Source organism: Alteribacter salitolerans (genome assembly GCF_016901055.1).
Lineage (GTDB): Bacteria > Bacillota > Bacilli > Bacillales > Salisediminibacteriaceae > Alteribacter > Alteribacter keqinensis.
This window is the reverse complement of the sequence record NZ_JAFEUX010000008.1, coordinates 2907-24176: the sequence shown is the minus strand read 5'-3', so window position 1 is coordinate 24176 and position 21270 is coordinate 2907. Positions and strand designations below refer to the sequence as shown.

Sequence of the window (21270 nt, the reverse complement as noted above, 5' to 3'; positions counted from 1 at the left end):
GTGTGCGCCTTTCGTTGTAATCAGTTTAGTCTTTCTGCGCAGCAAGCTCTGCTTCTTTTTTTCGTTGTTCCTCATAGTGTGCCTCTGCCAGCTTATCGATTTCCTTTTTAAGTTCATCGACCATAATTTCTTCCGGAACTTTACGGATAATTTCTCCGTGTCTGAACAGTAACCCTTCGCCGCGCGCACCGGCAATACCAATGTCCGCTTCCTTTGCTTCACCGGGTCCGTTAACTGCACATCCGAGAACACTGACTTTAATTGGTGCATTTACCTGCTGGATATATTCTTCCACTTCGTTTGCAATACTGATTAAATCAATTTCAATACGTCCGCATGTAGGACAGCTGATAAGAGTAGCCGCATTAGCTGCAAGACCGAATGTTTTTAAAAGTTCTTTGGCTACTTTTACCTCTTCAACAGGATCGGCACTTAATGAAATACGTACTGTATTACCGATTCCTTTGTTTAAAATGACCCCAAGGCCGGCAGCACTTTTTACAGTCCCTGCAAATAAGGTACCTGACTCTGTGATTCCAAGGTGTAGAGGGTAGTCAAATGCTTTTGCGGCCTTTTCATAAGCTTCAACAGCCAGACTGACGTCTGAAGCTTTCATGGAAACGATGATGTCATGAAAGTCCAGATCCTCAAGGATTTTAATATGGTGAAGGGCACTCTCTACCATCCCGTCAGCTGTAGGATATCCGTACTTCTCAAGAATTTTTTTCTCAAGAGAACCTGCGTTTACACCGATACGGATTGGGATTTTCTTTTCCTTGGCAGCCTTAACGACGGCTTCCACCTTTTCACGGCGGCCGATGTTTCCGGGGTTGATCCGTATTTTATCCGCACCGCCCTCGATGGCTTTTAAAGCGAGCTTGTAATCAAAATGAATATCCACTACAAGTGGAATGTTAATGCGTTTTTTAATCTCCGGAATGGCTTCTGCTGCACGCATGTCCGGACAGGCAACACGTACAATCTGACATCCCGCCTCTTCAAGACGGAGAATCTCAGCTGTAACAGCATCCACATCATGCGTTTTAGACATGGTCATACTTTGAATAATAACTTCGTCGCTGCCTCCGATTGTCAGCGGTCCGACTTGAACCGGACGCGTGTTTTTACGATGGGTGATTTGAGTCACTGCGTGATCGCCCCTTTATATTAGTAAGAATAAAAATCAATAAATTACTGTCCTCACACATTGTACCAACCGGCTGTGATACTGGCAAGGACTTAGATTTTTACCGGGGCAGAGAGGTTATGATGTCTGCTGCAGAGTTTCTTTATATACAGGGAAGCGATAGGTGCTGCCAATTCTGATATCGTGAGCATTTACATCGGGATTGAGCTTTTCAAAATCAGTTACAATCTTCTCAAAGTCTGCATCAAGGAGCACGTCCTGGTGAAGGGCTTTAACAATAGTATAAACAGTATGACCTGATTGAACGATCACTTCCTGGTAGTGAAGGGTATCAGCAGGAGGTGGTGCGGTCACAGGACTGTTTTCCTGACTTGTATCTTCGTACCCGTTGGTTGTGTTGGGTAAGGTCCCTTCAGTGAGATCATAATAAACACTGATGGCAAGTACCACGACAAGGCCGAAAATCAATAACTGCTTCATTAAAAGCACCTCCCGTTCACGGTTATATCCTATTCGTATGCTTGTCCCATCTTTTTATGACAAAAAATAAGGTGATCTGATAAATGTCAAAACAGGAAAAGTTAATTGTATTTATGCTCGGTCTGCTCCCATTTTTAATGGTTATCGGAAATTCCATGTTTATTCCACTTCTTCCTACGATGGAAGTGGATTTGGGTATTACAGCAGTTCAATCAGGCCTTATCCTGACGGTTTTTTCTGTGCCTGCAGCTTTATCCATTCCATTTACGGGCATTCTTTCTGACCGGGTTGGAAGGAAACGGGTGGTCATAAGCTCACTTGCAACCATTGCACTCGGCAGTGTTGTATGTACCGGGGCGATGCTCATACCGGGAGAAATGTCTTACTGGATCCTTCTCATTGGCCGTTTCATTCAGGGGGTAGGAGCAGGAGGAACCGCTTCCCTTGCTATGACATTTATAGGGGACATCTTTAATGGTGAAAAAAGAAGTGCAGCTCTCGGTATCATGGAAGTGTTTAACGGACTGGGGAAAGCTGTAAGTCCGCTCCTCGGTGCCTTGGCAGCACTCGTTATCTGGACAAGCACCTTTTGGATTTACTTTCTCCTTTCGGTACTGGCTCTCGCAGGCATTTCAAAATACATTCATGAAACTCCATCAGATGATCCGCCTCTGAAGATGAAAGAATACCTGCATACTGTCTTCTCTGCCATTAAAAGAGAAGCCCGCTGGCTGATTCCTGTTATGGTTTCAGGCGGAGCAGCATTGTTTCTTCTGTTTGGCCTTCTTGTATTTTTGAGTTATGAAAGTGAGAGGGTGTACGGGATTGGAGGTGCAGTGAAAGGAGTCATTATCGCTGTCCCTCTTTCGGTGTTTACCATTGCTTCCTATTATTCCGGAAAAAAAACAGGGCAGAATCCCGAAAGGATCCGGTCCTGTTTTACTCTCGGTTTTATGTTGATCGGCATACCTTTGACTCTGGCACTGGTAGGGAATTCTTTATTATTAACAGTCATCTATCTGATGTGCATTTCAGCAGGAATCGGAATTTTTCTTCCGTGCTGTAACCTCCTCGTTACATCTGCCGTCTCACAACATGAAAGGGGAATGGTGGTCTCTTTTTATCACACGATCCGTTTTCTTGGTGTGGCATTCGGGCCGGCAGTATACAGCTCGTGGATGTTTGACGAATGGGGGATGTTTGCTAAATCGCTTGTTCTCATTTTAGCTGCGGCAGTATGGGTTAAAGTAACGTATCCGCACACAGGTCTGGTCGTACAAAGAGGCTGAATGAGTCTTTTCACAGAGATGAATTACAGGTAAGATATGGTTAGAAAGACGTCGTTACAGAAATATAAAAGCGACCTGGAAGGAGAAAGAGAAACAATGAAACATAAACTGATGAAAAGTACGATGGCTGTTTTTGCAGGATGGTTCCTGTTTGCATCAATGGCATTTGCTGACGCTGCGCCAGGTGATGTCATTGTCACACTCGGGGAGGATCTGAATGCAGATCAACGGGCACAGCTTCTTGATGAGATGAACGTAGATGAAAATGAAGCACAGGTTGTCTATGTAACAAATGAAGAGGAACATCAATACTTAGGTAATTATATATCTGCCAGCCGGATTGGCTCCAATGCCTTATCTTCTTCAAAAATTACGCTCCTTGAAGAAAATTCCGGATTGAGCGTAAAAACAAACCGCATTGACTGGGTGAGTGAAGCCATGTACACTAACGCCCTTGCTACAGCCGGTGTTGAAGATGCAGAGATTTATGTGACAGCCCCATTCAATGTAAGTGGTACTGCTGCTCTTACAGGACTGATCAAAGCTTACGAAGTCTCAACCGATGGAGTCATACCGGAAGAGCAAAAGCAGGTAGCCAATGAAGAAATGGTTAAAACAGCTGAACTCGGTGAGAACGTAGGTGTAGACCAGGCAGCTGAGCTTATGACCCGTATTAAAGAAGAAATTGCTGAAGGTAATGTAGAAACAGAAGAAGACCTGCGTGATTTAATTGACCGCATTGCCGCAGAACTTGGAATTGAATTAACGGACGAAGAAAAAAATGGCCTCGTCTCACTGTTCCAGCGTATGCAGAACCTGGACATTGACTGGGGTAAGGTACAGGAACAGATCGGAAGTATCCGGGAGAACCTGACAGATTTTCTTGAAAGTGAAGAAGGGCAGGGTATTATTGATTCCATCCTTGCATTCTTTGAAGCCCTGATCGATGCAGTAAGAAGCTGGTTTTCATCAGCTTTCATTTCACCATTTGTGAAATAACAATGGAGAATATGACGCAACCTGATTTTCTGGGGGCAACAAATGGGGAGGTATTACTTCCTCATTTGTTGCTTTATTTTAGTTGATCAAGGTTGTTTTAACAAAAGTTGTAGTCACTATATTAATCCTCTTAAGATCAGAAAAGTTAGGTGTTGATTTCCGCTCATTGCACGCGGGCGGTTCGGGAGCCTCCTCAGCGCTTTGCGCTTCCGGCGTCTCCCCGGAACTCGCTTTTCCCGCAGGAGTGTCGCGCATTCGCTCCAATCATCACTTTTATTAAAACAGCAATGATCTTTAACACATCATAAATACAATATTCATTTTATGATGCAATTAGAGTGGTGAAGTTGTTTTCGGATTTTGACTTTTTCAGTGGCTTTCTGTGCTCTGTGGGTCTTCCCGGCATCTGCTGTCACAGGAGTCTCGGGCACTTCGGCTTCATTATTATTCCTCTTTTATATGCAACAATCCTTCCTAAAGCATTGTTGTACAAAGATGAAACAGAGACTGCTCACTTCGTTTGGGGCGTCTTTCCTCAACTGCCAGGAGTCTTCGAACATCCCGGGAGCCTGAGGAATTTCATCAACAGTGATCAATTATTGCTTCAAAACAAAAAGCTTCAGGGCATCATTTGCAGAGGAGAAAAAAGAAGCTACGCTGGCTGCTGATACAAGCGATCTGAAACAACGGTTTAAAAAACACATGAAACCTATTTCGAATCTGTTCGTATATAAACTACATGCTATTATTTGTTATGATAGGCATAATGATAAATGAATTCTCTTTTACTGACAGGGGGATATAAAATGGAAATGTTGGAATCAGCAACAGTTGGCTTTCTTGTTGTGTTTCTGGGTACACTCTTCATCTTTGGTGAGATAATGGTGAGGTCAAAGGGATTGTTTGCGGTACTTGGTATTGGAATAATGAGTTTGTATTTTTCCTACCACCTTACAGCTGATGCAGGACTTTGGGTTGTTCTTCTCTATCTCATCGGTCTTGCACTAATTATTTTTGATGGAAAAGTCACTACAGACGGTACGATAGCACTGGTGGGGGTTCTGCTGATGATCCTTGGACTGTCACTTCCGACTCCTGGTATCATTTACGGCACACTCGTTGCATTCGCTCTGATCCTGGCTGTACCAAGTTCGTTTTTGTTCACTAAAGTATTTCCGCCAAGGAACCTTTGGAACAAAATGACACTGAAAGATAAACTGTCTTCTGAAGAAGGTTACAATTCCATGAATGAGACTTACAAGGAACTTGTCGGAAAATCGGGTGTAACCAAAACGCCGTTCAGACCGACTGGAACTATTGAAGTTGAAGGGAAATTGTATAGCGCGACTTCTGACAACCAGTGGATTCAGAGTGACGAAAAGATCAAAGTCATCAGCGTCGACGGAACAAGAATCGTTGTTGTTCAGGATGAGTAGTTTTGACATAAAAATAACTGATTTCTTATTATGTTCCATTGAGGCACCTTTAAAAGGTGTCTTTTTTGCTGTTGAAATATGACGCAGTATTATAAAAAATCAGAATAAATAGTTCCAAAGTACTGTTTAATGCTATACGACACGATTCAGCAAAACCTTTATAGGACTTTTACATGTGTATTGTTTATAATGAAGCTACATCAAATGTTCTATATTGTTATCTGATTGGTAAAGCATCCCAAGTGAATACTTAAATTTAGCTTGAAAAACAGCCGCAGTAAGTGAAACGAGATTGAGTGCACAACGGTTACAGAATTGGTTCTTACCATTATGGTAAAGTCGATGACTATTCTGAACCATCCTCCTTCTAGTTCAACGGCAAACCTATCGAAAGGTAGTGACGCAAAGCTACGGGTCTAAGGGACGCGCTGTTCTATGACCGCCGAGCCACCTAGCAAGGACATAATCGAGGGGAGGATATCGAAGGTGGCAGTAACTGAACGAGCCGAACAGTGGTACGATGAAGAGTGGGAAGCACTGATTAAAGAAGCATTGGAGTTGGGACTCTCGAAGGAAGAAATCCGGTCATTCCTCACGATTAAAGTACATAAGGAAAAAATCAGGTAAAAGTATAGGGGTAAAGTTGCACTTCCGGTTGAGGCGGGAGTGCTTTTTTTCTGCAAAAATACAAGCTATTTGCCGGATGAACGTCAAAACGTTCACTGTGTTCGTTAAAAAAAAGATCAAAAAGCTTGAAAAAAGGTGAAATAGTAAGCAATCAGGAGTTAATCGCTATAAAGAACACGTTTTGTTCGTTATATAGTTCTTTTTGGGTGTTTTTACTGTTTCTCGAAACGAACAGGGACGTTTATACTAAGGGTGTATTCGATATAACGAACATTGGAGAACAAAAGTACTATTCGAAACGAGAGGGATGCCCGTTGGTAAAGCTAAAGGACATTCGAAGGCTCATTCAGATCCTGCGTTCCCGGGAGGGGGATGTTATGAGGAAAGGTCGTTTGACAGCTAAGCGCAGAAGATCCTTAGTCAAAGGGATCTGCATTAAATTTGCTATTTTCAGTTACATATTTTTTCTGCTGATCGCGCAGACGATGGGTTCAACAACAGCACTTTTTAACGACACCGAATCCATTGGGATGCATTTAAAAGCTGCAGATGAGTTTCCGGATCCTTTCTTAGATGAATGGGATAAAAGCTCAATAGAAGTCACTAATGGAAACTTGGAAAGTTGCATCAGAATTACGGCAGATATTAAAAATGTCGGTGACGGCAACATGGGTGGAGAGTTAAAGTACTGGATTTACTTTGGAAATGGTGCTCCCGGAAATAACTTAGAGGAAAATGAAAATTACGAAAAGATATATGAAGGAAAATATGGACCGCTAAAATCAGGTGAAAGTGAAAAGGTCACTTATGAGCTGGATGAGGATCCTGGAAACGGAAAATACTTTGTGGTTGCAGAACGGCACCCGAAACATGCAAATGGAAAAGGTAGCCAGAATAAGGGGTTACCAAGGGCAGAAGTAAATGTAAGCTGCTTTGATGATAAACAGACAGCTGATACGGATGAAGAAACAACTGAGGAACTTGAAGATAGTACAGATGAAGAGAAAGATCAGAATGATAAAAAGGATAACCATATAGAAAAGGATGAAGATGATGAGAATCCTGTAGAAGAAGCGGATCCTGAGGATCAAAAGGAAGAAGATGAAGCGGATCCTGAAGCTCAAAAAGAAGAAGGTGGAGCGGACGAACATGAACAAGATGAAGAAAAAATTGATGTTAAGGAAAAAGTGACTTTTAAACTGAACACTAAAGAGGACGTACTCGAAATTGAATTTACTAATGATAGTTCGATAGATCTGACTGAAGTTGTTATTGTACTTCACTCCCATCAGGGGAAGGGTGCAGTAAAAAACAACAATGCAAAACTGGATGAAATAAAGATCGATACTATAAATGCCGGCGAGTCTAAAGCTCTGGAGTTTGACAAAGAGTTTCAACAATTTTCCGCTATCAGGCTTACATCAAGCAGCGGCTCTGAACATTGGTCCGACATCTATGAGAAAAAATAATGAAAGGGGATTATCATCATGGGAGTGAAAATCCTAAAGGGAATAAGTACAGGAGTAAATGTTCTCCTATTTGGATTACTGATCATTACAGCAGTACTGGTTTTAACATCATTAACATCCGATGGAGAAACACAAATTTTCGGTAAAGAGCTTAAAGTGGTTTATTCCGGATCAATGGAGCCTGAAATCCAGACTGGAGCTGTCATAGGAATTAATCCAAGTATAAACAAAGAAAGTCTGTCAGTAGATGATGTCATCATGTTTCAGCAGGAAGAAGGAGTATTTGTCACTCACAGAATTATAGATGTCATCAATAACAACGGGCACGTCATGTATCAGACAAAAGGGGATAACAACGAAGCTGCTGATACCAACCCAGTGCTTTCCGATAATGTTTACGGTCTTCACGACGGGATTAATGTACCTTACTTGGGTTATGCGATGGACTTTGCCAATTCACAGTTTGGCCTCGTAGCACTACTTATTATTCCTGGAATTATGCTGCTGATGAGTTCAGCCAGAACACTGTACTCAGGGATTAGAGAGTTAAATGAAGAGAAACGAAAAGCAGTAAATGAAGCAGCCTCTTCAACAGAAAGTGCTTAGCATGATTTTAGCGGCGCTGACACTCGTTGGCGCCGGTAAGATATATCATTCATACATACCTCAGTAAAGAGGTGCGAAAGGGAGGAATTATTTAATGAGTATCAAGAAGAAGATTGGTGTAGGCGTATTGACAGGAGTACTTGGACTATCATTAGTAGGAGGAGGAACTTGGGCAGCATTTAACGACACAGCGACAATTAACAACCATTTTGCAGCAGGAACACTTGATCTAGTTGTGGGGAAAAACCATAATTCACATCACATGAACTTTGATTTGAAGAATATGAAACCTGGAGATCAAGTCCAGCGTATTTTTAAGCTAAGCAATGGTGGGTCTATTGCGATTAAGGAAGTCCTTTTAAACGTAACTGCGGATAACTTTGAGTCTGAAGATGGGTACAACAATGATATGTTGGCATTTTTAGATCAGTTTGTCATTGATTTTATGAATACTGACACGGAAAACCCGCAATGGCAACCTAGAGGAAATGTTGTAAAAGATAATGAAGAGCTAACCTTACGAGATCTGGTTGATGAGAATATTGATCACATGAAAAAAATAAATTCAAATTATCACGCTACTGATGGTACACCACGAATTAATTTAGTCCCACTTGTATTACCAACAAATGGTGATCAAACGCGTATTGGCCTACCTGTTGAGCCTAAGGACACAGATGCAGTGTTTACCCAAATTACATTCAAGGACGATAAAACTCGAGTTAATGAGGAAAAGTATGGTGAATTTGTTCAGAACATGTTCCAGACAAATGGTGCAGACTTCTTCTTTAACCTAGAGGCTACCCAGTGGAATGGTTACCATATTGATACTCCGGATGGTAATGGTAAAGTTAACAATGAGATTGCTCCGAATGCTACGGACAAGGATGGAAAGCCAGTTGCGGATCCTAAAACAAACGAAAGAAAAGAGCCACTTAAAACTATTGTTGAAGACGAGCAAAATAACGGGGGATTTGACAATTAATAATTGGGCGGGATTTCCCGCCCTTTTTTGATTAGGGGGGAGAATATTGAGTAGATTTAAGAGGATGATTATACCTTTACTGCTACTATACTCTACTGCTGCTCTCGCAATTATTTTTGTATTTCCTGTACATGGCACAGGAGCAAATGAAGTTCAAGGGAGTGTCAGCATTACAACATCCCCAACAAAAGTATTATTCGATCTATCAAACATGAAACCGGGAGATTCAGCTTCAAGAGTTCTTGGGATCTCAAACGATGGAACGACTCATTATAACTATCATTCAGAAGTAAGACATACTCGTGGTTCGGAGTTGCTTTTTAAACAATTCGAACTGTACGTTTTACAAGGGGAAGAAACGCTTTATTCCGGCAGTATGGCTGATTTCACTGGCTTTGAACCTCGCTACCTGGAAAGTGGTTCTTCGGAGGAATTCATTATGACTGCTGTGTTTCCCTGGGAGTCCGGAAATGAGTTTCAAGGACTGGAAACAGATTTTGAAATAGTATTATGGGCTGAAACAACGCCTGTTCCGTCTCCTGATGACCCTTCAATTCCAAGTGAACCAACAGAGGGACAAGAAAAAGATGAATCAGCAGGGCCACCAACTGTTCCGGGAGGCTCTACCCCAACATTCGGAGGTGGACTGCCGCAGACCGGAGACCAGGTTCCGTATCTTTATTACCTGATGGGGGCATTTTTAATCGCTTCAGGTTTCTATTTATACCAGATGCGAAGACGTAACAAAGTGAAGGTTCAACACTAATGCTTCGCCTGTTCTCCATTATGTTAATGCTGGCGGGGGTTTGTATTCTTTTTTTTCCCCATGCTCAAAAGTATTTTTATGCTCATGAGGAGCAACAGCTCGTCGAGGAATTTCTGGAATTGGAACAGGTGTTCACGAGTGTGGTGGAAGACCATTCAGAGGAAGGGGATTATTCTGATGAGGATCTACGCATAGAAGAGAGCGAGGGGGATGCCGATGATGGGGAGAGCGAGTCTTTGGCTGCACAGGCTGCGAACGCTGAACCCCCAGACCCGATTGTGGAACCCAATCAAGCTGGTGATAAACAACCGGGTGGTCCGATTGCTCTGATCCAGATTGACAAAATTAATCTTACATTACCAATCCTCCCAGCTGCCACTGAAGCAAATCTCCGGGTAGGGGCCGGACATTTGTCTTCAACGGCTGAGATTGGTGCAGCAGGGAACGCCGGTATTGCAGCCCACCGCAGTCATACGTACGGAAGGCAGTTTAACAGACTTGATGAAATCGGACGGGGAGACATTGTAAAAGTCACAACCAAAACCGGGGAACAAGTTTACGAAGTGTTCGACCTCAATGTAGTCGTCCCGGAAGATACAAGCGTACTTACTCCGTTCGGGGATGATGCTGTCATCACTCTGATTACCTGTGAGCCTATGATTAACCCGACACATCGTTTGATTGTGCATGCTAAACGAATATCATAGAAAAAGCCTCCCGTTATCAGGAGGCCTTTTTGTTGTATTATTTTTTCATCTTCCATTTGTTAAACTCCAGAAAGTCCCGGAATTCCTCTTTGGAAACACCGGAGTTCATTGCTTCTCTAACCAGGGACTGCCATTCGTTATCGATAGCGCCTTTGCTTTCTGAGTTATATATATCATCTTTTAACAGATGGTCTACACTAATTCCGAGAACAGAGGAGATCTTCTCCAGGAATTGAATGGATGGGTTGGACTGTATGTTTCGCTCAATGGCACTAAGGTAGCTTTTTGCTACGCCGGCCCGCTGAGCCAAGTCTGTCAGAGAGAGTCCTCTTTCTTTTCGGTATTTCTTCACGCGTTCGCCGATCATTTGGGTATTCCTCCCTTTTAGATATCAAGCAGTCATCGTGTGAATTTCACTGTTCGCTATGACGGTTCATGTTCACTGATTTGTTCGCTAATAATAAATATAGCATACTTTTATATAATGTGACATTTTTGGTCAAAAGTTTTATTTCCTTTTTTAATGCGCTTTCACTTTCTTTGATTTTCTATTATTTATTTTTTACCCTAAAATACACAAAAAGAACTGGAAATTATCCACGTTCTCAGATTGTCGAGAACCCCACGCTTTTTATTATAAGCGGTTTCTTTATAAAGAGAAAAAGTAATCAAATGATGAATGTTTATTCTGATAAAGAAGACTAAACCACCTCACAGCTGGCTGCGAGGTGGTTTGTTATCTTCTTTATGTTCTGTGCTGCGGCTGTCATGAGCGCTGTTCCGGTGCGCCTTTTAAGCCGCGCTACCGGCAAATTAGGAGATACCATGTTATCCTCCTTACTTCATTGTACTTTATGAAGTAGGCAGAAGCGGAAGACGGCTACTCCAGTAACGAGTGGTTACTTCACGGATAAGCTGCGAGTTGCTGCGACGCAGATATTTACGCAGCGTTACTGGCAGAGGAAGAAGCAGGAATAAACCTCCAGGAGGCTGAGGCGTTGCCCGCGGAAAGCGTCCGTCTGTAGCGAATGCAGAATCTGCTAATAAATGAAAAACTAAATTAATTATTACTAGTGTACTTTAAAAATTTGATAGTTGGATTATTTTACACAAAAAGAAAAGACTGCCGAGAAGAAACTTTCTCGACAGCATGAGAACGGGAAATTGTCCCCGTTCTTCTCCTTTATTCCTGTTCGTTTGTTTTTGGCTTTGGAATGTATCTAAGCACCTGGAACAGCATCACGATTGCAATCGTCCAGTAAATACCGAATTGGAACGGTATGTTCAACCCTGTTACATTAACGAGTGCAAAGATCGTAGTGGGGAGGGTGACCGTGAAGGCTGCGAGTACCCAGCTGTGCTTGTAAGTCATATTGGGCAGGCCTACTGATTTTTTAAAGATAAAGCCGATGAGAGCAAGGAATGTGACACCAATAAACTTACTTGCTGTATAAAACAAGTACATAAGCACGATAATCAGGCTTATAATAAGAGGCAGCATGCCTGAGAAGGCTTCAACCATATCTACTGCCTGAGTTTTTGTGAGATTCAAGTCGAGATCCTGATAGGACACAGGCTGCTGTGTAACACCGTTGGTTATCAGGATTGCTTCGCGTTCAAGAAGGGCGATCGCTTCGTCGTAGTTTCCGCTGATGTCACTTTGTGTTAATTCACCTGAAGGGTCGAAAATAATGGTCTGACCATCTTCTTCATTGATAACGGGCTCGTCTGTTTCATCTGACGTAAGAAGGCCGTTTTGAATCTGGAAATCCGGGACGTTTTCTTCCAGATGATTTTCCAGCTGGTTAACAAAGGAATAAATCGTTGTCCCAAGAGATATTGCAAGTGGAATAAGGGTAACAAACATAAGTAAAAATACATAACCGATCGCGCGTCCTATTTTGTGGTGACGAAAAGAGGCGATCATTTTCGGTGAATAAAGACTGGCAATAAACTGTTTAAAAATATTCATTCGTGCACTCCTTTTTACAATCTGAATAATATCCTTTTTAATTCTAGCTGAAGTAGGAGATAAGTACAAGATTTCCTTATGCTTCCAGAAAAAGATGCTGTTTTTAATGGTTGGTTAAAAACTTAATAAAATCTTTACAATTCGTTAATAAAAGATTAAAACTTTAGCTGTAGGATGAACATCGTTGGACAAAAACAAACAAAAAATGAAACTTACTTCAGTCACAAGGGGATGAGATGAATGGAATTAGAACTTCGGGATCTGCTGTTTATGTTTTTCGGCGGACTGGCAATTTTCCTTTTTGGTATTAAATTTATGGGTGACGGTCTTCAAAAAGTCGCCGGGGAAAGACTTCGTGACATTCTTGATAAAACAACAAGCAACCCTGTGATGGGTGTATTTGCAGGTATCTTTGTGACCGTTCTTCTTCAGACAAGTACAGGGACGACAGTACTTACGATCGGACTTGTAAATGCCGGATTTATGACATTCAGACAGGCGATAGGCGTTATTATGGGAGCAAATATTGGAACTACGATTACTGCTTTTATTATCGGTCTTAATATTTCAGAATACGCACTCCCGATTCTGGCTATCGGTACATTCCTGATTTTCTTCCTTAAAAATAAAAAAGCAAACAATTACGGACAGGTATTCTTTGGTTTCGGTGCTCTCTTCTATGGGCTTGATTTGATGGGAGACGGCCTCCGCCCATTAAGAGAATGGGAACTTTTCATGGACTTAACTGTTCAGATGAGTGATAACCCGCTCCTTGGTGTGCTTATTGGTGTTATTTTTACAGTCAGTGTTCAAAGCTCCTCGGCAGCTATTGGTTTACTTCAGCAGCTGTATGCACAGGGAGCTATGGACCTGTCAGCAGCCCTTCCTGTATTGTTTGGGGATAACATCGGTACAACGATAACAGCTGTGCTTGCGGCTTTAGGTGCTTCTTTGGCTGCTAAGCGGGCGGCCGCTTCCCACGTTATCTTTAATCTGGTCGGAACGATCATTGTTTTGATTTTTGTTGTTCCTTATACAGCCTTTATTGCAAACATAAGTGAGCGGTTAAACCTGAACCCTGAAATGCAGATTGCGTTTGCCCACGGGATTTTTAACACAGCCAATGTAATTATCCAACTGCCGTTTATAGCGGTTATTGCAGCGATTATCCTGAAGGTATTACCTGGTAAAGAGAGCGTTGTGGAATACAAGCCGCAGCATCTTGATCCATCCATTATTCAGCAGTCTTCATCAATTGCCCTTGGACAGGCGAAGAAAGAAACGCTTCGGATGGCTGAGTTGTCAGAGAAGGGTATGGTTGAAGCCCGGGAGTTTATTCGTACTAACCAAAAGCGTCATTCGGAGCTTGCCTTTCAGTTTGAGGATGCCATTAACAACCTTGACCGGAAAATTACAGAATATCTTGTACAGATTTCTGCAAACTCCTTGTCAGCACATGATTCCGAAGAACATTCCATGCTTATGGATACGGTCCGTGACATTGAGCGGGTAGGGGACCATATGGAAAACCTTGTGGAACTTGGAGAATATCAAATTGCCAACAAAGTAAAATTGAGTGACCTGGCCATGGAAGATATCTCTGAGATGTTTGATTTAACAATTGAAACATTGCAGCAGGCAATCAGTGCACTTGAAAATGGTGATATTCTCGCCGCCCGTTCCGTTGTACTGAAAGAAGAGCAAATCGATAAGATGGAAAGACAGCTTCGTAAAAAGCACATTATCCGTTTGAACGAAGGTAAGTGCAGCGGTTCTGCCGGCATTGTCTTTGTGGATATGGTGAGTAACCTTGAACGTATTGGTGACCATGCGGTAAATATTGCAGAAGCCGTGATCGGAGAAGAGTAATATGGTAAAATAGAAGGGGCGAAAATGCTCCTTCTATTTTTCTTAGTCAAAGGTGATTTTTGGTTGAGTGAATGCACCAGGCGCTGAGAAAGCTTCTGAATCGCCCCGCGGTAAGGAAGCGCATGCAGCGGAAATTAAAATCAAGGTTCAACAGCCTTCTTCTCTCTATGAAGAAGTCCTGCTGTAAAGGGATTCGACACTTTTTTATTTATTTTTAAAAAACAATTGACTTCTTGTTTCATCACATGCTAAGATATTCATTGTCTTTGAGAAAATAAATGACATCTTGGCGGTGTAGCTCAGCTGGCTAGAGCGTACGGTTCATACCCGTGAGGTCGGGGGTTCGATCCCCTCCGCCGCTACCAAGAAGGACCCTTAGCTCAGTTGGTTAGAGCAGACGGCTCATAACCGTCCGGTCGTAGGTTCGAGTCCTACAGGGTCCACCATACAACGGCTACATAGTTTTCAGTCTTTGCGGATAAGCTTTTTATACGGAGGAATACCCAAGTCCGGCTGAAGGGATCGGTCTTGAAAACCGACAGGGGCTTCACGGCCCGCGGGGGTTCGAATCCCTCTTCCTCCGCCATTATCTGTGATCAACGATTTATGTGTTCATACACTGAGCATGTAAATCGTTTTTTTATTGTCGGGGCCTGTGTTCACCAGGGAGTCCAAAAGCATAAACAATGAATGTGATCACGGTCTTTTGATAAAATAGAGATACCCTGATGAGTGCGAGGTGTATGGAAAATGGATGTTAAAGTAACGAAAGAAGCCCAGGAAAAGATCCTGAGCATGACGGATAAAAAGAATAATAAACGTCTGATTATTGAAATCGAACACGATACAGACGGGTGCGGGTGCATCGTAAGCGGAGTTGCCCGGCTTGTTCAGCATAAGGAAGTTCCGGAAGGGTATGATCGCTTAAATTCCGATTTTAATAATGTCGACTTTGTTATAGACCCAAAGATGAAAGTGTTCTTTGATACCCTGGTGACAGTTGATTTTTCCAACGGTAAGCTGCAATTGAAAAGCCCGAACCAGATGCTTAATCCCCGTTTAAAATTTATACCCCGGCCGCAGTGACGGTTTCAGATCCATAAGTTATCCAGACGAAAATCCCCAGAATAATACAATAAACAGCGAAGTAGGATAGCTTTGTATTTTGAACCATGCTGATCAGCCAGCGGATCCCGATAAGAGCAAATAGAAATGCGCTTAGGAATGCTATTGTCAGGCTGGCAGCACTTAATCCGGAGAAGGATGAAATGCTCGTCATTTTTAAAAGCGTAAGTCCAGAGATAATCGGTATCGACAGAAGGAAGGAGTACCTTAGTGCTTCTTCCTTTTTCAGTCCGAGCATCATAGCACCGACGAGTGTGCTTCCTGCTCTTGATATACCAGGTATTACCGCAATGGCCTGAGCCACACCGATCCAGCAGGCATCCCTGATTGTGATGTCCCCTTTTCCTTTTCGTTCCCTGAACCCCCCGTGTTCAATAAAGATTAGAAAGATTCCGGTAATAATTAGAGCAACAGCAATAAGGGAAAAGTTTGTAATTCCGCTTCCCAGTGCACTTTCCAATAGTTTCCCTGCAATAAAAGTAATAAACGTTGAGACAAGAAGGAGAAGGACAAAACGGAAATCGTTTTTACCTGCAGAAGATCCTTTCAGAACATAATTGGCAGCATTTGATAATAAAGAAAGAAGTTCTTTCCTAAAATAAACAAAAACAGCTAATAAAGATGCGAAATGCAGCCATACTTCAAAGGTAAGTGTTGGATCGTGGTAGGAGATCCCGAGCATTTTTTCTGCTATTAACAAATGAGCGGAACTGGAGATGGGGAGAAACTCGCTGATTCCCTGCACGAATCCAATTATGAGTGCTTCAAACCAATTCATGATAAATCTCCTTTCAGGGCTTGTCTTCTATCACTTATATTTTTAATCGGATGATTCTATGACAAAGGAGAAGGAAATATAGAACCTGGTGAAGAATAGTTGTAATTGGATATCAGGTGTTTATTGTTTGAACACCGAGGGTATATCTGGTAATGTAAAACGTAGAGCTTGATAGGTGCTCTGCGATGTTGGAATGCCTGTCAGACGTGAGCATTCATTCGGTTGAAATGAGGCGCTGCCTCATTCACATAAAAAGGATTACATACTACTAAGGAGGAGATTTTAGATGGCTTTCACACTTCCAGAACTACCTTACACACACGACGCATTAACACCGCACATTGATGAGGAAACAATGCAGATTCACCACGGCAAACACCACAACACTTACGTAACGAAGCTAAACAGTGCACTTGAAGGGCACAGTGATCTTCAAAGCAAAAGCTTGGAGGACCTTCTTACTGACCTGGAAGCATTACCGGAAGACATTCGCGGAGCAGTTCGCAACAATGGCGGTGGTCACTATAACCACACACTATTCTGGCAGATCATGAGCCCGAATGGCGGCGGTGCACCAACTGGTGAACTTGCTGATGCCATCAACAGTGCCTTCGGTAGCTTTGACAAATTCAAAGAAGATTTCAAAAACGCTGCTCTGACTCGTTTTGGTTCAGGCTGGGCATGGCTTGCTGTAAACAACGGTAACCTTGAAATTACAAGCACACCTAACCAGGATACACCGATCATGGAAGGCAAGACAGGCATTCTTGGTGTAGACGTTTGGGAGCACGCTTACTACTTGAAGTATCAAAACAAGCGTCCGGATTACGTTGATGCATTCTTTAACGTAATTAACTGGGATGAAGTTGCTAAGCGCTACGCTGAAGCAAAATAAAAAATTGTAAAATAGTCGAAAGGGGTCCGGTTTTCCGGACCCCTTTCTTTTTTTATGATTGTGCAATGGAACTGTTTTGATTGGTTGTGCAGTGGAGAGGCGCAGCATGGATGCAGAGTTTGGTGAGTATCGGGGGAATAATAGACACCATGACAACTGAAGCCATCTTTCTGCATCAAAATTAAAAATCCCCCCTCTTATTACCCTGTATTGTCAACCAGTTCCCCTCTTTTTCGGGGGACAGACCCCGGTTTGGTCTGCATATCTGGGAATCGTTTTGGCACACTAATTGACGTACCTACATAAGGAGAGTTCAGCCATGAAACGATTCCTGCAGGCGCTTGCCGGTGATATAGAATTGAATAGAGATTTAGGGTTGCTCCTGTTAATTGGCGGCTTGTATTCCCTCGGAATTGCTTTATCCAATACATTTGTGAATGTATATTTGTGGAAGCAGTCGGGTGAGTATGTTGACATTGCGCTGTACAATCTTGCGGTTGTTATTTTCCAGCCATTGACCTTTATTCTGGCGGGGCGGTGGGCGAAGAAAATTGACAGGGTAATCGTATTGCGTCTGGGGGTTATTTTCCTCAGTGTTTTCTTTACAACTGTTCTGAGCATGGGAGAAAATGCCGGGAAGTATCTTCTCATCCTCGGTGCTTTACTCGGGATAGGGTATGGCTTTTACTGGCTGTCATTCAATGTTCTCACGTTTGAAATCACTGAGCCTGAGACCAGGGATTTCTTTAATGGTTTTCTCGGGATCCTTACGTCTTTTGCCGGGATGATTGGCCCGATTGGTGCAGGCTTTATTATTACCCACATGCCCAGACTTACGGGCTACCGCGTTATTTTTGCGATTTCTCTCGGCCTGTTTCTCCTGGCAGTGGTATTGAGTTTTTTCCTGAACCGCCGTTCAGCAGAGGGGTCCTTTGAGATGAAAGACATCTGGAATTTGAGGAAAGAGGATGTGAACTGGAAAGCGATCTGTCATGCTCACTTTTTTCAGGGGCTTCGTGAAGGAACATTCATTTTTTTAATCGTAGTCTGGGTCTATGTAGCAACAGGCAGTGAGCTTGCATTAGGAACCTACGGTCTCGTAGCTTCTGCTGTAGCGTTCATCTTTTATTACCTTGCCGGGAGGTTTATAAAACCCTTATATCGGAAAAAAGCTATTCTTATTGGCGGAATCATGCTTTACGGCGCGATTTTTCTGATTATCTTTGATTTGAGCTTTACAAAACTGCTCATATACGGTGTTATCGTTTCCGTTGCATATCCGCTTTTGCTCGTTCCTTATATTTCTTTGACATATGATGTTATCGGGAGCGGATGGAATGCAGCAAAAATGAGAGTAGAATACATCGTTGTCCGGGAACTTTTTCTCAATTTCGGCAGAATCTCTTCCATTTTGCTTTTTATCGGTGCGGTTCTTCTTTTGGGAGATCAAAAAGGCATTCCGATCGTGCTTCTTATACTTGGAGCAGGGCACACCGTTATATACTGGGTCGTTAAGGGGATTAACCTTCCTCATACAGACGAAAAAGAGAACTTTACTGTGATGAAAAAACGTTAAAAATGACATTCAGGACTAAAGGTTGATGTTGAAAAAGAACACGAATATGCTATAATTAAGTTGAAATTTAACAGCGCCTGCGGTGTTGGTGAACTTCGAGCTTATTCGAACCGAACACCAATTCACACGGGAGCTTTACATTGGATGATGTACAGCACGCCTCTTAACTGAGGAAGCTGGAAATGATCCTGCGAGCACCCACCTGCTTAAGCGCGGGTTCGTGATGTCTTTGAAGATAACCGCATTCGCGGGCAACCGTTTATTTAACAAACAATGAGACACCTTTTGCAGGGTGTCTTCTCTGTATTCTTTAAAAAAAGATGATATAATCAGATAGACAAAAAGCGGTCGTGCCGCTTCCGGATAACTTGGCGGTTAAGCCAAGTTTTTCTTTGTGTGCAGGAGACGTGATTACATATAGAAAGGATATTGCAATGGGAGAACGAAGACATAAAGCGCATGTACCGGTCAGGTTAAATACCCTGTTTTTTGTAGTATTTATCTTATTTTCAGCACTGATCCTGCGTCTTGGTATCGTACAGATTGTACAGGGGGAAGAGTACCAGGAGCAGCTTGAAAGAACGATTAATATCAGTTCGCCGATAGAAGCACCGAGAGGTCTCATGTATGACAGACACGGAAACGTGATTGTTGATAATGAGCTTCAGATGACGGTTACATATACCAACAGACGTACTCCAATGAAAGAAATGCTGGAAGTGGCAAGAGAACTTAACAGTTATATTACCGTTGAACAGGACCGGGTTAACGAGCGGGATATTAAGGATTTCTGGCTCATTTTGAATCAGGAACAAAATGATGCTCTTGATCTTACAGAATATGATGAGCCATTCGATATTCTCCCATTGGAAGAGCAGCGAAGTCTCGGCTTAAGTGAGGATGAGGCTTACCGTGAACGTCTTGACCGGATTACTGATGAACACCTTGAAATGATTACAGATGAGGGAATGGAAGTGTTCGGCATCTGGCGTGAATTTATAGCAGGATATAACTTTCTTCCTCATAAAGTGCTCCAGGGAATTGAATATGAACAAGCCGCACGGATTATGGAGAACATGGAAGACCTCCCCGGCGTGGATATAATCAGAGACAGTAAAAGGAAATATCCATATGGTGAAACGCTCAGAGGAATTCTGGGGAATACCAATTCCATTCCAAGAGAACGGTTGGAGGAATTTATGGCAAACGGGTATTCGAGAAATGAAGAGGTAGGAATAAGTTATCTTGAATCCCAGTACGAAAATGTTCTCCGTGGACGCAACGGATCTCTTGATAACCACATGAACAGACAAGGAGAATTTTTAAGAAATCCTGATGTTAACATGGGCAGCAGAGGGAACGACTTAATTTTGAGCATTGATATGGAGCTTCAGCTGAGAGTAGAGCAGGCGATTGAAGAAGAATTATCCGATTCAGCCCGCCACTTTTTGGATGAAGAAGATGCTTATGTCGTGATGATGGATCCCAATACCGGAGAAGTCCTCGCTCTTTCCGGGTATAAAGGAGACCATGGGATTGTTGGGAGCAGCTTTGCTGTTGGTTCTTCCATGAAAGGAGCCACCATCCTGATCGGGTATGAAACAGGAGTGTTAAACTACGGAGATCAGGTAAATGACAGGCCGATCGAACTGAGAGGAACACAGAATTTACGATCCCACCGTCCGTTGGGAAGAATCAATGACATCCAGGCTCTTGAAAGATCTTCCAATATTTACATGGCTGAGGTGGCTATGAGAATGATCAACTATAAACCGGGTGTATCAACCAGTTTCGGCCCTACTGCCAATATTCACCGGACTTATGACATACTCAGGTATTATTACTCACAGTTCGGGCTCGGAGTAGAAACAGGAATCGACCTGCCGGGGGAATCCACAGGAATTAATGGCGGGTATAGTGATCCCGGTAATCTGTTTTATTTTACATTCGGTCAGTTTGATACGTATACGCCTATGCAGCTGGCACAGCACGTATCAACTATTGCCAATGGCGGTTACCGTGTGGCACCGAGACTCGTCTCAGAGATCAGGGAGCCTGGAGAAAACAAACATGAACTGGGTCCCCTCGCAAGACAGAATGAGCCGAAAGTTCTTAACCGCATCGACATGTCCGATCAGGATATTCAGCGGATACATCAAGGCTTTTACCAGGTCATGCACGGAAGCCAGGGAACGGCGGCGTCTTATTTCAGAAGTTTGGATTATGAGGTGGCTGGAAAAACAGGCACTGCCCAGGTATTTGTGGATGGTGAAGCTGCCAATAACCAGACACTGGTCGGCTTTGCACCGTATGATGATCCGGAAGTCGCATTTGCGATTATTGTTCCTGGCGTATCCCGTGATCACGGGGGCGTGGCCAACCGCATTGGAGTTGAAATCATGGAAGCCTACTTTGATTTAAAAGAAGGACGCCCCACTGATGTTGATGAATCAGAAATGCTGTTTGACGATGAAGACTTCGGCGCAGAAGAGTCAGAAGAAGACGAAGAATAAAAAAGAAGCCGCCTCATAAAAATGAGGCGGC

General features: G+C 42.9%; 19 protein-coding genes, 3 tRNA genes, 1 other RNA gene and 1 riboswitch. Of the genes, 18 read left to right on the top strand and 5 right to left on the bottom strand.

Annotated elements, in window-relative coordinates; translation table 11 throughout:
- Positions 1-25 precede the first annotated feature (25 nt).
- Both ispG and JSY36_RS15130 read right to left on the bottom strand, forming a co-directional pair.
- The gene (ispG, locus tag JSY36_RS15135; RefSeq protein WP_122896426.1) at positions 26-1147 is read right to left on the bottom strand and encodes a flavodoxin-dependent (E)-4-hydroxy-3-methylbut-2-enyl-diphosphate synthase; all 1122 of its coding nucleotides are present in this window, start codon (positions 1145-1147) and stop codon (positions 26-28) included.
- A 117-nt stretch (positions 1148-1264) separates the two neighbouring features.
- The gene (locus JSY36_RS15130; protein WP_122896427.1) at positions 1265-1627 is read right to left on the bottom strand and encodes a hypothetical protein; all 363 of its coding nucleotides are present in this window, start codon (positions 1625-1627) and stop codon (positions 1265-1267) included.
- An 83-nt stretch (positions 1628-1710) separates the two neighbouring features.
- Between JSY36_RS15130 and JSY36_RS15125 the strand changes: the two genes are divergently transcribed.
- The 9 genes from JSY36_RS15125 to JSY36_RS15085 all read left to right on the top strand — a co-directional run bounded on the left by JSY36_RS15125 (position 1711) and on the right by JSY36_RS15085 (position 10511).
- Positions 1711-2916: an MFS transporter gene (locus tag JSY36_RS15125; RefSeq protein ID WP_205167006.1), complete on the top strand. Its 1206-nt coding sequence runs from the start codon at positions 1711-1713 to the stop codon at positions 2914-2916.
- 96 nt (positions 2917-3012) lie between these two features.
- Positions 3013-3915 (top strand): DUF1002 domain-containing protein, encoded by a 903-nt coding sequence (locus tag JSY36_RS15120; protein WP_205167005.1) that lies wholly within the window; start codon positions 3013-3015, stop codon positions 3913-3915.
- 806 nt (positions 3916-4721) lie between these two features.
- Positions 4722-5351, top strand: a complete 630-nt coding sequence (locus tag JSY36_RS15115; RefSeq protein WP_205167004.1) for an NfeD family protein — start codon at positions 4722-4724, stop codon at positions 5349-5351.
- A 367-nt stretch (positions 5352-5718) separates the two neighbouring features.
- A riboswitch (cyclic di-GMP riboswitch) is annotated at positions 5719-5806 on the top strand.
- Between the two features lie 31 nt (positions 5807-5837).
- Positions 5838-5978, top strand: a complete 141-nt coding sequence (locus tag JSY36_RS15110) for an anti-repressor SinI family protein (RefSeq protein WP_336511501.1) — start codon at positions 5838-5840, stop codon at positions 5976-5978.
- A 377-nt stretch (positions 5979-6355) separates the two neighbouring features.
- On the top strand, positions 6356-7447 hold the full coding sequence (locus JSY36_RS15105) for a hypothetical protein (protein WP_205167002.1): 1092 nt from the start codon (positions 6356-6358) through the stop codon (positions 7445-7447).
- Positions 7448-7465: 18 nt separating this feature from the next.
- Complete coding sequence (gene sipW, locus JSY36_RS15100) at positions 7466-8053, top strand: signal peptidase I SipW (protein WP_205167001.1); 588 nt, start codon at positions 7466-7468, stop codon at positions 8051-8053.
- A 94-nt stretch (positions 8054-8147) separates the two neighbouring features.
- Positions 8148-9038 carry a TasA family protein gene (locus JSY36_RS15095; RefSeq protein WP_205167000.1) on the top strand — a complete coding sequence of 297 codons (891 nt, stop codon included), beginning with the start codon at positions 8148-8150 and terminating at the stop codon, positions 9036-9038.
- Between the two features lie 46 nt (positions 9039-9084).
- Positions 9085-9804: an LPXTG cell wall anchor domain-containing protein gene (locus JSY36_RS15090; RefSeq protein WP_205166999.1), complete on the top strand. Its 720-nt coding sequence runs from the start codon at positions 9085-9087 to the stop codon at positions 9802-9804.
- Positions 9805-9932: 128 nt separating this feature from the next.
- Positions 9933-10511, top strand: coding sequence for a class D sortase (locus JSY36_RS15085; RefSeq protein ID WP_336511505.1), 579 nt, complete (start codon positions 9933-9935; stop codon positions 10509-10511).
- Positions 10512-10548: 37 nt separating this feature from the next.
- Here the strand turns inward: JSY36_RS15085 and JSY36_RS15080 are convergent, their stop codons facing one another.
- Both JSY36_RS15080 and JSY36_RS15075 read right to left on the bottom strand, forming a co-directional pair.
- A complete protein-coding gene (locus JSY36_RS15080; RefSeq protein ID WP_205166997.1) occupies positions 10549-10878 on the bottom strand; it encodes a helix-turn-helix domain-containing protein in 330 nt (109 codons plus the stop codon).
- 816 nt (positions 10879-11694) lie between these two features.
- On the bottom strand, positions 11695-12483 hold the full coding sequence (locus tag JSY36_RS15075) for a DUF1189 domain-containing protein (RefSeq protein ID WP_205166996.1): 789 nt from the start codon (positions 12481-12483) through the stop codon (positions 11695-11697).
- Positions 12484-12723: 240 nt separating this feature from the next.
- Here JSY36_RS15075 and JSY36_RS15070 point away from each other — a divergent pair, with 240 nt between their 5' ends.
- The 5 genes from JSY36_RS15070 (at position 12724) to JSY36_RS15050 (ending at position 15438) form a co-directional block, all read left to right on the top strand.
- Entirely contained in the window at positions 12724-14352 is a 1629-nt protein-coding gene (locus JSY36_RS15070) for a Na/Pi cotransporter family protein (RefSeq protein WP_205166995.1), read from the top strand.
- 288 nt (positions 14353-14640) lie between these two features.
- Positions 14641-14717 (top strand) — tRNA-Met (locus tag JSY36_RS15065).
- Positions 14718-14721: 4 nt separating this feature from the next.
- Positions 14722-14798, top strand: a tRNA-Ile gene (locus JSY36_RS15060).
- 47 nt (positions 14799-14845) lie between these two features.
- A tRNA-Ser gene (locus JSY36_RS15055) sits at positions 14846-14938 on the top strand.
- A gap of 164 nt (positions 14939-15102) precedes the next feature.
- Complete coding sequence (locus tag JSY36_RS15050; protein WP_205166994.1) at positions 15103-15438, top strand: iron-sulfur cluster biosynthesis family protein; 336 nt, start codon at positions 15103-15105, stop codon at positions 15436-15438.
- Here JSY36_RS15050 and JSY36_RS15045 read toward each other — a convergent pair.
- Complete coding sequence (locus JSY36_RS15045; protein WP_205166993.1) at positions 15419-16255, bottom strand: undecaprenyl-diphosphate phosphatase; 837 nt, start codon at positions 16253-16255, stop codon at positions 15419-15421. The genes JSY36_RS15050 and JSY36_RS15045 overlap by 20 nt on opposite strands.
- 286 nt (positions 16256-16541) lie before the next feature.
- Between JSY36_RS15045 and JSY36_RS15040 the strand changes: the two genes are divergently transcribed.
- The 4 genes from JSY36_RS15040 to JSY36_RS15025 all read left to right on the top strand — a co-directional run bounded on the left by JSY36_RS15040 (position 16542) and on the right by JSY36_RS15025 (position 21239).
- Positions 16542-17150, top strand: coding sequence for a superoxide dismutase (locus JSY36_RS15040; protein ID WP_122896438.1), 609 nt, complete (start codon positions 16542-16544; stop codon positions 17148-17150).
- A 319-nt stretch (positions 17151-17469) separates the two neighbouring features.
- Positions 17470-18726 carry an MFS transporter gene (locus tag JSY36_RS15035; protein WP_122896439.1) on the top strand — a complete coding sequence of 419 codons (1257 nt, stop codon included), beginning with the start codon at positions 17470-17472 and terminating at the stop codon, positions 18724-18726.
- Positions 18727-18797: 71 nt separating this feature from the next.
- Positions 18798-18984: non-coding RNA, 6S RNA (gene ssrS / locus JSY36_RS15030), on the top strand.
- A 149-nt stretch (positions 18985-19133) separates the two neighbouring features.
- Positions 19134-21239, top strand: coding sequence for a penicillin-binding transpeptidase domain-containing protein (locus tag JSY36_RS15025; protein WP_336511500.1), 2106 nt, complete (start codon positions 19134-19136; stop codon positions 21237-21239).
- Positions 21240-21270 lie beyond the last annotated feature (31 nt).

Bases quoted from the DNA above. Each gene is read 5' to 3' on its own strand.
- JSY36_RS15130 (WP_122896427.1), bottom strand. From the start codon at position 1,627: ATGAAGCAGTTATTGATTTTCGGCCTTGTCGTGGTACTTGCCATCAGT.
- JSY36_RS15125 (WP_205167006.1), top strand. From the start codon at position 1,711: ATGTCAAAACAGGAAAAGTTAATTGTATTTATGCTCGGTCTGCTCCCA.
- JSY36_RS15120 (WP_205167005.1), top strand. From the start codon at position 3,013: ATGAAACATAAACTGATGAAAAGTACGATGGCTGTTTTTGCAGGATGG.
- JSY36_RS15115 (WP_205167004.1), top strand. From the start codon at position 4,722: ATGGAAATGTTGGAATCAGCAACAGTTGGCTTTCTTGTTGTGTTTCTG.
- JSY36_RS15105 (WP_205167002.1), top strand. From the start codon at position 6,356: ATGAGGAAAGGTCGTTTGACAGCTAAGCGCAGAAGATCCTTAGTCAAA.
- sipW (WP_205167001.1), top strand. From the start codon at position 7,466: ATGGGAGTGAAAATCCTAAAGGGAATAAGTACAGGAGTAAATGTTCTC.
- JSY36_RS15095 (WP_205167000.1), top strand. From the start codon at position 8,148: ATGAGTATCAAGAAGAAGATTGGTGTAGGCGTATTGACAGGAGTACTT.
- JSY36_RS15080 (WP_205166997.1), bottom strand. From the start codon at position 10,878: ATGATCGGCGAACGCGTGAAGAAATACCGAAAAGAAAGAGGACTCTCT.
- JSY36_RS15075 (WP_205166996.1), bottom strand. From the start codon at position 12,483: ATGAATATTTTTAAACAGTTTATTGCCAGTCTTTATTCACCGAAAATG.
- JSY36_RS15070 (WP_205166995.1), top strand. From the start codon at position 12,724: ATGGAATTAGAACTTCGGGATCTGCTGTTTATGTTTTTCGGCGGACTG.
- JSY36_RS15050 (WP_205166994.1), top strand. From the start codon at position 15,103: ATGGATGTTAAAGTAACGAAAGAAGCCCAGGAAAAGATCCTGAGCATG.
- JSY36_RS15045 (WP_205166993.1), bottom strand. From the start codon at position 16,255: ATGAATTGGTTTGAAGCACTCATAATTGGATTCGTGCAGGGAATCAGC.
- JSY36_RS15040 (WP_122896438.1), top strand. From the start codon at position 16,542: ATGGCTTTCACACTTCCAGAACTACCTTACACACACGACGCATTAACA.
- JSY36_RS15035 (WP_122896439.1), top strand. From the start codon at position 17,470: ATGAAACGATTCCTGCAGGCGCTTGCCGGTGATATAGAATTGAATAGA.